Source organism: Macromonas bipunctata, assembly GCF_002837135.1.
GTDB lineage: Bacteria > Pseudomonadota > Gammaproteobacteria > Burkholderiales > Burkholderiaceae_C > Macromonas_A > Macromonas_A bipunctata.
This window is the reverse complement of sequence record NZ_NWBQ01000060.1, coordinates 1-14,853: the sequence shown is the minus strand read 5'-3', so window position 1 is coordinate 14,853 and position 14,853 is coordinate 1. Positions and strand designations below refer to the sequence as shown.

10 protein-coding genes are annotated in these 14,853 nt (G+C 69.2%); 6 read left to right on the top strand and 4 right to left on the bottom strand.

The window, feature by feature from the left end; all coding sequences use genetic code 11:
• Positions 1-4 precede the first annotated feature (4 nt).
• Positions 5-1,348, top strand: coding sequence for a methyl-accepting chemotaxis protein (locus CON76_RS09720; RefSeq protein WP_101103160.1), 1,344 nt, complete (start codon positions 5-7; stop codon positions 1,346-1,348).
• 11 nt (positions 1,349-1,359) lie between these two features.
• Here CON76_RS09720 and coq7 read toward each other — a convergent pair whose 3' ends face one another.
• Positions 1,360-2,028 (bottom strand): 2-polyprenyl-3-methyl-6-methoxy-1,4-benzoquinone monooxygenase, encoded by a 669-nt coding sequence (gene coq7, locus CON76_RS09715; RefSeq protein WP_101103159.1) that lies wholly within the window; start codon positions 2,026-2,028, stop codon positions 1,360-1,362.
• Between the two features lie 73 nt (positions 2,029-2,101).
• Here coq7 and CON76_RS09710 point away from each other — a divergent pair, with 73 nt between their 5' ends.
• Complete coding sequence (locus tag CON76_RS09710) at positions 2,102-2,842, top strand: 2OG-Fe dioxygenase family protein (protein WP_101103217.1); 741 nt, start codon at positions 2,102-2,104, stop codon at positions 2,840-2,842.
• A 25-nt stretch (positions 2,843-2,867) separates the two neighbouring features.
• Here CON76_RS09710 and CON76_RS09705 read toward each other — a convergent pair whose 3' ends face one another.
• Genes CON76_RS09705 through CON76_RS09695 form a run of 3 tightly spaced genes read right to left on the bottom strand, consistent with a single transcriptional unit; the run spans position 2,868 to position 6,094 of the window.
• Positions 2,868-4,586, bottom strand: a complete 1,719-nt coding sequence (locus CON76_RS09705; protein ID WP_101103158.1) for a GGDEF domain-containing protein — start codon at positions 4,584-4,586, stop codon at positions 2,868-2,870.
• Positions 4,583-5,227 (bottom strand): dephospho-CoA kinase, encoded by a 645-nt coding sequence (coaE, locus tag CON76_RS09700; protein WP_101103157.1) that lies wholly within the window; start codon positions 5,225-5,227, stop codon positions 4,583-4,585. The genes CON76_RS09705 and coaE overlap by 4 nt, the downstream gene beginning before the upstream one ends.
• A gap of 12 nt (positions 5,228-5,239) precedes the next feature.
• A complete protein-coding gene (locus tag CON76_RS09695) occupies positions 5,240-6,094 on the bottom strand; it encodes a prepilin peptidase (protein WP_101103156.1) in 855 nt (284 codons plus the stop codon).
• Between the two features lie 50 nt (positions 6,095-6,144).
• Here CON76_RS09695 and CON76_RS09690 point away from each other — a divergent pair, with 50 nt between their 5' ends.
• The 4 genes from CON76_RS09690 to CON76_RS09675 are packed head-to-tail and all read left to right on the top strand — an operon-like array spanning position 6,145 to position 14,635.
• Positions 6,145-7,314, top strand: a complete 1,170-nt coding sequence (locus CON76_RS09690; protein WP_145995402.1) for a GAF domain-containing protein — start codon at positions 6,145-6,147, stop codon at positions 7,312-7,314.
• Positions 7,305-11,441: a response regulator gene (locus tag CON76_RS09685; RefSeq protein ID WP_101103154.1), complete on the top strand. Its 4,137-nt coding sequence runs from the start codon at positions 7,305-7,307 to the stop codon at positions 11,439-11,441. The genes CON76_RS09690 and CON76_RS09685 overlap by 10 nt, the downstream gene beginning before the upstream one ends.
• On the top strand, positions 11,438-13,429 hold the full coding sequence (locus CON76_RS09680; protein WP_101103153.1) for a cache domain-containing protein: 1,992 nt from the start codon (positions 11,438-11,440) through the stop codon (positions 13,427-13,429). The genes CON76_RS09685 and CON76_RS09680 overlap by 4 nt, the downstream gene beginning before the upstream one ends.
• 33 nt (positions 13,430-13,462) lie before the next feature.
• The gene (locus tag CON76_RS09675; RefSeq protein ID WP_101103152.1) at positions 13,463-14,635 is read left to right on the top strand and encodes a response regulator; all 1,173 of its coding nucleotides are present in this window, start codon (positions 13,463-13,465) and stop codon (positions 14,633-14,635) included.
• Positions 14,636-14,853 lie beyond the last annotated feature (218 nt).

Below are 14,853 nucleotides of genomic sequence, written 5' to 3'. Positions count from 1 at the left end.
CATTTTGGCCCGCACGCCACAAGAACAACAAACCGCATTGGACGACATTGCCCAAAAGCGCCGTGACATTGACAGTGTGTTGCGAGACTACGAAAAAAAATTGCACACCGATGAGGGACGACAACGGTTTGCACCGGTTCCCGGCTTGGTGCAAGCCTTTTGGCGGCATGGCGAAGCCAACCTGCGTTTGATTCAGAACGGTCAAAAAGAAGAGGCATTTGCCTACCTGGTGGACCAAACCATTCCGGCCCGCAACGCCTTGTTGCAGGTGTTGGCGGGCACGGTGGAATACCAAACCCAGGGGTTGTCGAACGACATCAACGGCATCAAAGCTTTGATCCACACCAATCTGGTACTGGGTACGGTGGTGTTGGTGGTGATTGTGGCGGCTTTGCTGGGGTTTGCTGTGTGGATGCGCAGCACCTTGAGTCAGCGCATTGGCGTGTGCCGCCGTGTGGCGGAGCAGGTGCGTGATGGCAACCTGATGGGCATCACCTTGGATGGGCAAAGCGATGAGTTTGCCCCGCTGATGACGGCACTGTCTGAAATGGAACAATCTTTGACCCGCGTGGTGGTGGGGGTGCGCCGCAGCGCCGAAACCGTGGCCAGCACCAGCGCTGAGCTGGATGCGGGCAACGAGAACCTGTCGGTGCGCACGCAGCAGCAGACCCAATCTTTGCGCCAAGCCACAGCCACCGTGGTGCAGCTCAACACCACCGTGCACCAAAACGCCGAATACGCCCACGAGGCCAACACGTTGGCCGGCGACGCGGCCGCCGTGGCCGCCCAGGGGGGTAGCTTGATGCAGGATGTGGTGGTCACGATGCAAGGCATTTCCGAATCCTCACGCCGCATTGCCGAGATCATCAACGTGATCGACAGTATTGCGTTCCAGACCAACATTCTGGCGTTGAACGCGGCGGTCGAAGCGGCCCGCGCGGGCGATCAAGGGCGCGGTTTTGCGGTGGTGGCCAGCGAGGTGCGCACGCTGGCGCAACGCACCGCCGCTGCGGCCAAGGAGATCAAGGACTTGATTGTGGCCAGTACCCAAACGGTGGAGCAAGGTTCTGGTCTGGTGCAAAACGCGGGTGCCACCATGCACAACATTGTGGAGGCGATTGCCCGTGTCAATGGCATGGTGCGTGAAATCAGCAGTGCCAGCCAAGAGCAGCGCAATGGCATTGAGCACGTCAACCAGACCATTCAAGAGATGGAACAGGCCACGCAGCAAAACGTGGGGTTGGTGCAGGAGTCGGCTGTGGCAGCACGCAACATGCGTGTGCAAGCGGATGGGCTGGTGGCGGCGGTGTCGGCGTTCAAGGTGAACCCGCAGGCACGCGCCGCCTGAGCTTTCAATCTTTAGATGCGGTGTGCCACGGTGGTCATCACCTTGGCCGCGGTTTTCATGATGGCTTGTACGGGCAGAGGCAGCTCGGCTGCCCCGGCGCGTTGTGCTTCACGGGCGTGGCGCGCTTCGTCCTCTTTCATTTGGGCCACGATGGCGCGTGAGGCGTGGTCGTGCGCAGGCAGGCGGTGCATGTGCCCATCCAAATGGGCTTCCACTTGGCGTTCGGTTTCGACCACAAAGCCCAAGCTCACACGCTCGCCCAAGCGGCCAGCCAGCAGGCCAATCCCAAACGCCCCGGCGTACCACAGCGGGTTGAGCAGCGAGGGGCGTGAGCCCAGTTCGTCCAACCGTTGTTTGCACCAGGCCAGATGGTCAGTTTCCTCCTGCCCTGCGGCGTCGAGGTGGCGGGCCAGTTCTTCCTTGGTGCGGGTGCTGCCGGGGCCGGTGCGCGCGGCCAGCGCCTGCGAGGTGTAGAGCGCCTGCGCGCAGATCTCGCCCACGTGGTTGACGCGCATCAGCGCCCCGGCCAGGGCCTTGTCGGCGTCGCTCAGGCCGTCGTTGCTGGCGGTGGGCGGCACGCCGGGTGCGGTGGGACGGGGGCGGCTGGCGCGGTGGGGCGCAAACAGGGTGCGCAGCGCGCTGTCGGCGGCGATGAGGCTGGCGTCAACAAAGGTGGTCACGGCAAACTCCTTGGGGACGTGGTTTTTTGATACGGTGATTATGGCAAAGCCGCTGCCTCGCTACACTGCTGGCATGAGTGCCCATTTTCTACCCCCTTCGGTGCCCCTGAGCCGCCTGGACGACACGCTGGCTGGCCAGGGCTTTGCCTTGCTCGATGGCCGTTCGGTGCAGCAGTGGCTGGACGTGCCGCCGCAGGAGCTGGCCCGCCTGCAGCCCAGCTGGGACGACCTGCCCAGCGACCAGTACCTCAAGGACGGTGGCCGCTACCGCCAGCGCCGCCACAGCTGCTTTGTGGTCGATGGTGAGCAGGTGACCCTGGTGCCGCACCGCGCGCATTGGCAGCCGCTGGAGTACAACGCCCTGCACGGCGGCATGCAACGCTGGTTCGAGCCCATGGCGCCCGAGACGCTGGCGCTGCCCGCCTGGCACCGGCTGCTGGTGCAGACCGCCGCCGCCACTTCGGCGCTGAAGGGCGTGCAGCCGTGGTACGTGGAGGCGCACCAGTTCCGCATCGACACCACCGACGGCATAGGCCGGCCCACGCCCGAGGGCGCGCACCGCGACGGCGTGGCGCTGGTGGCGGTGTTCATGGTGGGGCGCCACCGCATCAAGGGCGGCGAGAGCCGCATCTTCGAGGCCAACGGCCCCGCCGGGCAACGCTTTACGCTGACCGAGCCGTGGTCGCTGCTGTTGCTCGACGACGCGCGCATGATCCACGAGACCACGCCCATCCAGCCGCAGCAGCCCGGCGAGCTGGGCTGGCGCGACACGCTGGTGCTGACCTGCAGCGCCGGCGGTTTCCAGGGCGACTGAGCGGGCGCACGGGCGCGCTGTTGCTTCAAGGCGCGGGCTGGGGCTCGCCCGCCAGGCAGACCCGGTTGCGCCCCTGTGCCTTGGCGGTGTAGAGCGCCTCGTCGGCGCATTGCAGCACGTCCTCGGGCGTCTGGCCGGGCTGGCTCAGGCAGCCGCCCACGGTCACGCTCAGCGGGTAGCCCAGGGTGCTGCTGTGGGCTTGCACGCCGCTGCGGATGCGCTCGCCCATGCCGCGCAGGGTGGTGTCGTCGCAGGGGGCCAGCAGCACCAGAAATTCGTCGCCACCCCAGCGTGCCACGTGGTCGTAGCGGCGGCAGCTGGCCTTGAGCACTTGCGCCACCGCCAGCAGCGCCTGGTCGCCGTTGGCGTGGCCGTGGCGGTCGTTGATGCCCTTGAATTCGTCCACGTCCAGCCACAGCACGCCGTAGGGGGTGTGCTGGCGCTGGGCGCGTTCGGCCTCGGCGCCCAGCAGCTCTTGCATGCCGCGCCGGTTGTGCAGTTCGGTCAGCGCGTCCAGCCGTGCCAGGCGATCCAGCTCTTCGGTGCGCGCGCGCACTTTCTGTTCCAGCTCCCGGGTGTTGTGCCGTATGGCGTCGGCCATGCTGTCAAAGTGTGCCACCAGGCGGCCCATCTCGCTGTGCGCGCGCGGCAGCGGAGTGGGTTGCAGCTCGCCGTTGCGCAGGCGCTGCATGGCGTGCTCCAGCGCGGCCACGGGCTTGAGAATCAGACGGCGCAGCGCCTCGTGGAACAGCAGCAGGCTGAGCAGCAGCATCAGCAAAAACACGCCCAGCACGGGCCAGAACTGGTGCGCGGGCATGAGGATATCGAGGTCGATCAGCGTGACCTCGAACCAGCCGATGGTGGGCAGGTAGGCCACGCCCAGCAGGTGGCGCTGGCCCCGCACGCTCACAAAGTCGGTGTGGACTTCGGGCATGCCCGCGCGGCTGGTGTGCAGCTGGGCCAGGCGCTGCATGGTGGCTTGCACGCGCTGCTGTTCCTCGGGGCGATCCAGCAGCAGGGCCAGGGTGTTTTTCTGGCCCTCGGGCTTGACGAAGCTGGCAAAGTCGATCAGTTTCTGCTCGCGCGAGAGCTGGATCGCGCCGTGCTGGTCCACGAACAGGCTGGTGATGCCGGGCTGGCCGATATCGACCACGCTGTGCAGGAACGCGCCCAGTTCGATGCCCGTGCCCAGCACGCCCACCACGCGCTCGCCGTCGCGCACCAGCATGTCGATCCAGAGCTTGGTGACGTCGAGCACTTCGTCGGGGTTGATGTTGAGGTGGAAGTCGCGCCGCTCGCGCACCAGCTGGTAGAACCAGACGTCGGCGGGTTGGCCGGGGTGGAGCCGGTAGCGCAGCGGCTGCGTGGCGTACTCGTTCTGGGCGTTGTTGTGGTAGTAGTCGCCGTTGTCCACCCGTGCAAAGAAGTAGTTGCGATCCATGAAGTTGCGCCGGTAGCTTTCCATCTCGGCCAGGGCTTCGGCGTGCAGTTCGGGCGTGGGCTGTGCTTCGCTGGCCCAGCGCCTGAGCACGTTGGACTGTGCCATCTGGCGCGCCAGCGCAATCTCGCGCTCCAGCGGCTGCAGCAGGCGCGCGCTGTCGTAGCGCACCTGCACCTGGGCCATGCGCCGGCCCCAGCCTTCGATCACCCGCTGCGAGATGGACTCGAACACCAGCCACGACGCCAGCGACGCCAGCACCATCAGCGCGGCGGCCAGCAGCAGAAAGCGGGTCTTGAGGCTCACAACGCCGCCCAGGCCTGGCGCACTTGTTGCAACAGCGGTGCCAGTTCGCTGCCGTCGTTGCTGATGACGGTGTCGGCCACGGCGCGGCGTTCTGCTGACGTGGCCTGGCTGGCCAGCACGGCCTCGACCTGGGTGCGCGGCCAGCCGTTGCGCCGCATCACGCGCTGGATTTGCACTTCAGGGCTGCAGTCCACCACCCATACCACGTCCACGCGCTGGCGCCAGTTGCCCGATTCGACCAGCAGCGGCAGGTCCAGCACCGCCACCTGGCCGGGCGGCACGGCGTGGGCGCGCTGCTCGATCTCGGCGCGCACCAGCGGGTGAATGATGGCTTCGAGCCGCGCCCGGGCCTCGGGCTGGGCAAACACCAGCGTGCGCATGCGGTCGCGGTCGAGTGCGCCGTCGGGGGTGATGAAGGCGTCGCCAAACGCGGCGCGGATGGCGGCAATGGCGCTGCCGCCGCTGGCGGTGCTGGCGCGCGAGAGGGCGTCGGCGTCGATGACGGTGGTGCCCAGCCGTTGCAGCTCTCTTGCCACGGTGCTCTTGCCGCTGCCGATGCCGCCGGTCAGGCCCAGGCGCAGGGCGCGGCTGCCATCCAGCGCGGGCAGGGGGGCATCAAAAAGCGAAAGGTGTGTGTCCATGGGGTGCATCCATCAAAGGCCGGCCCAGCGCAGCAGGGTGTCGGGGCCCAGCAGCAGCGCCGTCAAGCCTGCAAAGGCAAGAAACGGGCCAAACGGAATGTAGCCGCCTTCGCGCAGGCCGGTGCTGAGCTTGAGAGCGATGCCCACCACCGCCCCCAGCAGCGATGCCAGCAGCAGCATCGGGATGAGTGCCTGCCAGCCAAACCAGGCGCCCAGCGCGGCCAGCAGCTTGAAGTCGCCGTAGCCCATGCCCTCCTTGCCGGTGGCGAGCTTGAAGGCCCAGTACACCGACCACAGCGTCAGGTAGCCCACCACCGCGCCCCACACCGCAGCGGGCAGCGCGGTGCCGCTCCAGCCCACGGCGGCGGCCAGCAGCCCGGCCCACAGCAGCGGCAGGGTGATGTCGTCGGGCAGCAGGGTGGTGTCCCAGTCGATGAAGGCCAGCGCCAGCAGCGCCGTCACAAAGCCCAGCCAGGCCAGCGTGCCCCAGTGCGCGCCGTGCTGTGCGGCCACGGCGGCAAACAGCGCGCCGGTCAGGGCCTCCACCAGCGGGTAGCGCCAGCCGATGCGGCCCTGGCAGTGCGCGCAGCGCCCGCCTTGCAGCGCAAAGCTCAGCAGCGGCAGGTTCTGGTGCCAGGCGATGGGGTGCTGGCAGTGCGGGCAGCGCGAGCGCGGCACCAGCAGGTTGAACGCCGGGGCGTCGTCGGGCACGGGCTGGCCGCTGAAGTCGGCGCATTCGCGCGCCCACTGGCGTTGCAGCATCAGCGGCAGGCGGTGGATCACCACATTCAGGAAGCTGCCGACCAGCAAGCCCAGCACGCCCGCGCCCAGCCAGGCCCCGTGGGCGGTCAAATAATCCCAATCCATGCGCGTCTTTGTTGTATGGTGTGCGGGTTTGCAGTTTAACCGTCCAGACCGTGTCCATTTCTCCAACTCCTGCCGTGGCCGTCGCCGCCGGGCCTGCCCTGGGGTCGCACCCGATACGTCGGCTGTGGGCGCGCTGGTTGTGGCTGCTGCCGCTGCTGGTGCTGGCTTCGGCGGCGCTGGTGGTGGCGCTGGCCTATGGTCTGGCGTGGGGCGAGTGGCTGCCGCTGGTGGCCGCACACGCGCTGGCAGGCCTGGTGGCGCTGGTGGCCCCGCCGGTGGCGGCCCTGCTGTGGTGGGCGCTGTGGCGCCTGCGCTGCGCCATGCTGGAGGTGCAGGATCACGCCGAGGCCAGCTCCGCCGCCGCGCAGGCCCAGCTGCAGCGCCGCGCGCAGGTGGCGGCGCTGTCGGTGCGGCTGCAGCAGGCGCAGTCGTCGGTGGAGCTGGCCGACACGCTGCTGTCGCAACTGGCCCAGCTGCTGCCGGTGCGCCAGGCCCTGTGCGCGCTGTGGAACGACACCGAACGCACGCTGGTGGCCGCTGCGCGCTACGGTGGCGCCGGGGCCGATGCCCAGGCCGTGATGACCCGCCTGCCGCGCCTGGGCACGCTGCTGCACGAGTGCGCGCTGCAGCGCCAGCCCCTGCGCATTCCTGATCCGGGGGCAGGGTTTCCGCGCGTGTCGTCGGGCCTGGGCGACATGGCGCCGGCCGAGATCGTGTTGTACCCGGTGCAATACGGCGGGCAGGTGTTCGCGGTGCTGGAGCTGGCCGTCTTGCGCCCCCTCACGCCCGATGAGCTGCAGCTGCTGGCCGACATCGAGCCCGTGTTTGCCATGGGCCTGGACATCGTGCAGCGCGCCGACCGCACCGAGCGGCTGCTCGACGAGGCCCGCGCCGCCAGCGAGCACAGCCAGCTGATGCTGGCCCAAGCGCAAGAGGCCGCGCAGCACGAGCATCAGCTGCTGGCCCACATCGGCCACGAGGTGCGCAGCGCCATGAACGCGGTGGTGGACGGGTCGCACGTGCTGTTGCATTCGCCGCTGCAACCGGCCCAGCAGCGCACCGTTCACCACGTGCTGGCCGCCGGGCGGCATGTGCTGGCGCTGCTCAACGAGCAGCTGGATGGCTCCAGCGCCCACCGCGACCCACCACAGCCGCCGCTGGTGGCCCCGACCGCCAACGCGCTGCCCCGCACCACCGAAGGGGCCGCGCCATGCAGCTGATCCGGTTCAACCGCTGGCTGGCCGCGCTGTACCTGCTGTTGCTGCTGCTGATGGTGGCCAGCTTCATGTGGGTGTCCCACCTGGCCAGCCGCCAGCAGCACGCCGCCGAGCGCCAGGTCTACGCCACCGAGCAGGCCCAGCGTTTCCTGACCGCCACCGCCAACCTCACGCGCGATGTGCGCGCCTTTGTCGTCACGGGCGACGCCACGTTCGAGAGCGCCTACCAGGACGAGCTCAAGCTGTACCGCAACCGCCACCACGCGGCCCAGGCCCTGCGCGACATGGGCCTGCTGCCCGAGGAGCTGGGCCACATCGATACCGCCGAGACCCGTGCCGACGTGGTGCTGGCGCTGGAGCGCCAGGCCTTGGCCGAGCGCCAGGCCGGCCGCACCGAGGCGGCGCTGCGCCTGCTCCACGGCTACGACTACGACCACGCCCTGCAGCAGGTGTACGCCCCGGTGCAGGCGTTTCGCCTCCAGCTGGAGCGGCGCATGGCGCGCGAGCGTACCCAGGTGGAGGCGCGCCTGCGCCTGGCCTGGGGCGCCAGCATCGGGCTGAGCCTGCTCAACGCCGCGCTGGTGCTGGGCACGCTGGGGCTGTTCTACACCCGGCGCGTGGTGGCGCCGCTGGCGCAGCTCAACGAACAGGTGCAGGCCATGCAGGGCGGCCAGCCGCTGGCGCCGCTGGTGCTGGGGCACGCCCCGAGCGAGATCGTCGAGCTGGCGCGCTCGCTGGCCGAATACGGCACCACGCGCGAGCACATCGCCGACGAGCGCTGGGTCAAGACCAACCAGGCCCAGCTGGCCGCCGTGCTGCAGGGCTGCACCGAACTGCCCGACCTGGGCCGCACCCTGCTGGCCGAACTGGCCCCGTTGCTGCAGGTGGGGCAGGGCGTGTTCTACGTGCTGGACGCCGACACCCAGAGGCTGCGCCTGCTGGCGCAGTACGCCTACCGCCAGCGCAAGGGCTTGGCACAGAGCTTTGCGCTGGGCGAAGGCCTGGTGGGCCAGTGCGCGCTGGAGCGTGCCGCCATCGAGCTGACCCAGCCGCCGCCCGATTACGTCCACGTCGGCACCAGCCTGGGCGAGGGGCCGCCGGCGGCCATCCTGGCGCTGCCGGTGCTCAACGCCGGGCGCGTGCTGGCGGTGCTGGAGCTGGCCACGCTGCGCCCGCTGGGCGCGCGCGAGCACGGCCTGCTCGAGGCCCTGCTGCCGGTGGTGGCGCTGGGCATGGAAATCCTGGAGCGCAACGCCAAGACCCAGCACCTGCTGCAAGCCACCCAGCAACAGGCGCAGCGCCTGCAGGAGCAGACCGGCGAGCTGGCGCGCCAGACCGCCGAGATCGAGGCCCAGCGCCGCTCGCTCGAGGCCATCGCCAACGAGCAGAACGCCATCCTTGAATCGGTGGGCAGCGGCGTGGCGGTGGTGCGCGAGCGCCTCATCACCAAGTGCAACCGCCAGCTGGGCGTGCTGTTTGGCCAGCCCGACGCCGACCTGGTCGGGCAGGGCACACGCCAGTGGTACCCGTCGGAGGAGGTGTTTGCCCAGGTGGGCGACGCCTACGCCCGCGTGGCGCACGGCGAGAAAGTGCGGCTGGACGTGCCCATGCGGCGCCACGATGGCACGCCGATCTGGGTGCGCCTCAACGGCTGCGCCATCGACGCGCGCGACCTGGGCAAGGGCGTGGTCTGGACGCTGGACGACATCTCGGTCGAGCGCCAGGTGGCCGACGAGATGCGCAAGGCGCGCGAGCTGGCCGAGGACGCCGCGCGCATGAAGAGCGACTTCCTGGCCAACATGAGCCACGAGATCCGCACCCCCATGAACGCCATCATCGGCATGTCGCACCTGGCGCTCAAGACCGACCTCAACCCGCGCCAGCGCGACTACGTGCAAAAAATCCAGCAATCGGGCCAGCACCTGCTGGGCATCATCAACGACATCCTGGACTTTTCCAAGATCGAGGCCGGCAAGCTCTCGGTCGAGAACGCCGAATTCAACCTCAACGCGGTGCTGGAAAACGTCTCCAGCCTCATCAGCGAAAAAGCCACTGCCAAGGGGCTGGAGCTGATCTTCGACCTGGAGCCCGGCGTGCCGGCCTACCTGGTGGGCGACCCGCTGCGGCTGGGCCAGATTCTCATCAACTACTGCAACAACGCCGTCAAGTTCACGCAGCACGGCGAGATCACCATCCACATCCAGAAGGACGAGGAAACCGAGCGCGACGTGCTGCTGCGCTTCACCGTCAGCGACACCGGCATTGGCCTGTCGCCCGAGCAGATGGGGCGGCTGTTCCAGAGCTTCAGCCAGGCCGACACCTCCACCACGCGCAAGTACGGTGGCACCGGGCTGGGGCTGGCCATCTCCAAGAACCTGGCCGAGCTCATGGGCGGGCAGGTGGGCGTGGCGTCGCAGCTGGGCCAGGGCTCGCAGTTCTGGTTCACGGCGCGCGTGGGCAAGTCGCGCCAGCTGCACCGCGAGCTGGTGCCCCGGCCCGACCTGCGCGGCCAGCGCGTGCTGGTGGTTGACGACAACGAGCACGCCCGCATTGTGCTGGCCGACATGCTGGCCACCATGAGCTTTGTGGCCGATGCGGTGGACAGCGGTCAGGCCGGGGTGGCGGCGGTGCGCCAGGCCGCCATCGAAGGCCGACCCTACGCCGTGGTGTTCTGCGACTGGCAGATGCCCGACCTGGACGGCATTGCCACCGGCAGCCAGATTTTGGCACTGGGCCTGACGCCGCCGCCGCACCTGATCATGGTCACGGCCTACGGGCGCGAGGAAGTCATCAAGGGCGCCGAGGCCGCCGGTTTTGACGATGTGCTGATCAAGCCGGTCAATCCCTCGGTGCTGTTCGATGCTGCCATCCGCGCGCTGGGCGAGGTGCAGGACAGCGCCCCGCGCAGCGCGGCCACGCCGTCGGCGGTGGAGGCCAGCCTGGAGCGCATCGCCGGGGCGCGCCTGCTGCTGGTGGAGGACAACGAACTCAACCAGGAGGTGGCGCTCGAGCTGCTGCAGGACGCCGGGTTTGTGGTCGATCTGGCCGAACATGGCCAAATCGCGCTGGACATGCTGGCCAGCCACCCCCCCACCCACTACGACGCGGTGCTGATGGACATGCAGATGCCGGTGCTCGACGGCGTGGGCGCCACCCTGAAAATCCGCGAGCAGGCGCAGTTTGCGCAGCTGCCCATCATCGCCATGACCGCCAACGCCATGCAGCAGGATCGCGACCGCTGCTTGGCCGCTGGCATGAACGGCTACGTGGCCAAGCCCATCGACCCCGACGACCTGTGGCGCACCCTGCTGCGCTGGATTCCAGCCCGCGCCCAGGCCGTTGCTGCCGATGCCACCGTGCCGCTGGCCAATGCTCCCGTGGCCGTCCGCAGTGCCGCTGCACCCGCTGCGCTGGTGTCGGCCATATCATCCACCCCGCCGCCCGCGCCCACCGCATCCGCTGCCACCGCCAACGGCCCCGCCGCCCACCCACCCGGGCAGGCGCTGGACGCCGCGCTGCACCACATCGACGGGCTGGACGTGGAGCAGGGCCTGCGCCGCGTGCTGGGCAAACAACCGCTGTACCTGAACATGCTGCGCAAATTCCGGGCCGCTGCCCAGCACACGCTGGCCGACGTAGCCGCCGCCCTGGCCGCAGGCGACGTGGCCACCGCCGAGCGGCTGGCCCACACGCTCAAGGGCACCGCCGCCAGCATAGGCGCCGAGCCCGTGCAGGCCCAGGCCGCGCGGCTGGAGACCGCCCTGCGCGAACAGCGCCTACCCGCCGAGATCGACCCGCTCCTGGCCGCCTGCGCGCAGGTGCTCGACCCGCTGCTGGCCCAGCTGGGCGCCGCGCTGCCCCCCGACCCCACCGCCGCGCCCACGCCCGTGGTGGCCCCGTCTTTCGACCGCGCCGCGCTGCAACGCGTGGTGCAGCAGCTCGTGCCGCTGCTGGCCGACGACGACTCCGCCTGCGAGGAGCTGTGGGACCGGCACGCCGCGCTGCTGCAGGCCGGGCTGGGGCCGCAGGCCGCCACGGTCGAAAACGCCCTGCGCGGCTTTGACTACGAAACCGCCCTGCACACCCTGCAACAGGCGGCCAGCGCCCTGGGGCTGGAGGTGGCGCCATGAGCCGGCACCTGAAATGGTTTGAACAACGCTGGTTCATGCTGCACCTGCTGGTGGGGGTGCTGGCGCTGCTGCTGGGCCTGGCGGCGGCGGCGTGGTACCGCAGCACGCAAGAAGAACACTTCCGCATCGAACTGCAAGGCCTGGCGCTGCGCCACGCCACCCAGCTGGAGGACGAAACCCTGCGCGGCCCGGCCATGGGCGCGGCGCAGCTGCTGGGCGTCAACGAGCCACTGCTCAAGGCCCAGGCCCGCGGGCAACTGCCACCCAACGAGCCCAGCACGCTGGCGCGCCTGCACGCCGTGCGCCAGACGCTGGACGTGCACAGCGTCTATGTGCTCGATGCCAGCGGCACCGTGGTGGCCCACGCCACCGAGCGCCAGAGCGCGCTGGGCGACGACATGTCGTACCGCCCGTTCTGGCAGCAGGCGATGGCGGGCGTGCCCAACGTGTACCCGGCGGTGGGCTACCGCAACCCCGTGCGCGGCTTCTACGTGGCCGCCCCCATCTACAGCGACGACGCCCCGGCCCAGCGCAGCGTGCTGGGCGTGGTGGTGGTGCGCCTGGTGGCGGCCGACCTGGACGACCGCCTGCGCCAGCGCCTCAACCGGCGCGCGTTGCTGGTCTCGCCGCAGGGCGTGGTGTTTGCCAGCACCGACAAGAAATGGCGCAACCACTACGTCACGCCCCCGTCGCCCGAGCTGGCGTCCGAGGTGCGCACGCAGCGCCAGTTTGGCGACGGCGATGCCGCCCCGTCCGAGCTGGCGCTGCTGCCGTTCGACGTGCGCCGGCCCGAAGCCACGCTGCTGGGCGAACGCCACCTGCTGGCCCGCGCCAGCGTGGGCTGGCAGGACGCGCGCGGCCGCTGGCAGCTGGTGGTGCTGGCCCCGGTGTCGGGCGCGGCGCCCTGGAGCGCCTTGCTGCTGGTGTTCGGTGGCGTCTCGGGCTGCGTGGGGGTGGTGCTGTGGCTGGCGCTGCGCGGCTGGCGCGACGCCGCCACCCGCCGCGCCGTGCTGGCCCAGGCCGAAGCCAGCCTGCACGCCCTGGCCCAGGCCCGGCGGCTGGAGCAACAGCAATCGCAGCTGACGCTGGCGCTGCAGCACGCGCGCGACTTTGCGGCCCTGGTGCAGACCCTGTTCCAGCATCTGGGCCGCTTTGTGCCGGTGCAGCAAGGCGCGCTCTACCGCGTGGACAGCCTGTGCGCCCCCGACGCCCTGCCCACGCTGCACCTGGCCGGCACCTACGCCACCGGCAACGACGTGCCCGCCGTGGTGCCTCCGGGCGAAGGCCTGCTGGGCCAGTGCGCGCTGGAGCGCCGCGCCCTGTGGTTTGACGACGTGGCCGCGCCCGGCTTCTGGCGCATTGCCAGCGGGCTGGGGCAGGTGCCGCCGCGCGGGCTGGCGCTGCTGCCGCTGGTGCGCAACGAACAACTGCTGGGCGTGCTGGAGCTGGCCTCGACCGACCCCCAGCTGGCGCAGCACCGCGCGGCGCTGGAGGCCGTGCTGCCCGTGCTGGCCATGAACATGGAAATCCTGCTGGCCCAACAGCGCACCACCGAGCTGCTGGCCCAGGCCCGCCACGACGCCGAACACTCCCAGGCCCAGCAAGCCTACAGCCAGGACATGGAGCACTGGTACCAGTCCATCCTCTCGGGTGCGCCCGACGCCATCGTCATCGTGGCCGATGATGGCGGCATCATCTTTGCCAACCGCGTGGCGCAGCAGCTCTTTGGCCACAGCGCCGACGCCTTCCTGCGCCTTACGGTCGAAGACCTGCTGCCCGCGCGCCTGCGCGCCGACCACGTCGCCAAACGCCAGACCTTTGCCAACGGCGGCATGGGCGACCTGCTCAAGATGGCCAACTGGCGCACCGGCCTCATGGCCCAGCACCAGCGGGGGCACGAGTTCCCGGTTGCCATCACCCTGGCCAACATCCCCGCCATTGGCCAGCATGCGCGCTGCGTGTGCGTGGTCATTCGTCCGGCGGACTGAAAACAGCCCTCTCCAGCGGTTACGCTTGCATCCATGAACCTCGACCTTGCCCTGCCCGACAAAGCCACCGTGCTGGTGGTGGACGACACCCCCGCCAACCTCTCGCTCATGACCGGCCTGCTGCGCGACATCTACAAGGTCAAGGCCGCCATCGACGGCGAGAAGGCCTTGCGCATCGCCCAGTCCGACGCGCCGCCCGACCTGATCCTGCTCGACATCATGATGCCCGGCATGGACGGCTACGAGGTCTGCCGCCGCCTGCAGGCCAACCCCGTCACGCGCGACATCCCCATCATCTTCCTGACCGCCAAGGCCGGCATCGAGGACGAGAAAATGGGCCTGGAGCTGGGCGCGGTGGACTACATCACCAAGCCCATCAGCCCGCCGATCGTGCTGGCGCGCGTGCGCAACCACCTCGCGCTCAAGGCCAGCGCCGATTTTTTGCGCAACAAGGCCGATTTTCTCGAAGCCGAAGTGGTGCGCCGCACCGCCGAGGTCATGGCGATCCAGGACGTGACCATCATGGCCATGGCCTCGCTGGCCGAGACGCGCGACTCCGACACCGGCAACCACATCCGGCGCACCCAGCACTACGTCAAAGTGCTGGCGCAGCACCTGCGCAAGCACCCGCGCTTTGCCAGCGTGCTCGACGACGACCGCTACATTGCGCTGCTGTTCAAGTCCGCGCCGCTGCACGACATCGGCAAGGTCGGCATCCCCGACCGCATCCTGCTCAAGCCCGGCCAGCTCACGTTCGAGGAATTCGAGATCATGAAGACCCACACCACGCTCGGGCGCGACGCCATCCAGTCCGCCGAGGAGCACCTGGGCATGAAGGTCGAGTTCCTCAACCTGGCCAAGGAAATCGCCTACGGCCACCAGGAAAAATGGGACGGCAGCGGCTACCCGCAAGGCGCAGCGGGCGAGGCCATACCCGTGGGTGCGCGCCTGATGGCGGTGGCCGACGTGTACGACGCCCTCATCAGCCGCCGCGTCTACAAGGAAGGCATGCCGCACGAGAAGGCCGCCGCCATCATCGTGCAGGGCCGGGGCCAGCACTTCGACCCCGACATCGTGGACGCCTTCGTGGCGGTGCAAGACCAGTTCCAGGCCATCGCCCAGCGCTTTGCCGACTCCGACGCCGACCTGCAGCGCAAGGCCGAGCAGCAGCGCCTGGTGCTCGACACCGCTTCCACCACCACCTGAAGCCGCCCGCCCCATGCCGCGCCACATGGTGTTTGACCCAGACTGAGCGGCAAGCCTCGGGGTTCAGCCCGAGGTTCGAGCGATCAGGCCGGGACGGCCTGTTGTCTTTTGTGTAGCCGACCCGTATCATCGTCGGCGTGAACACTACCACCAAAACCCTGCAACTGCGCATCAAGGACAAGCACGCCCGCGTGCTACGTCAGATGGCGCGCGAGGTC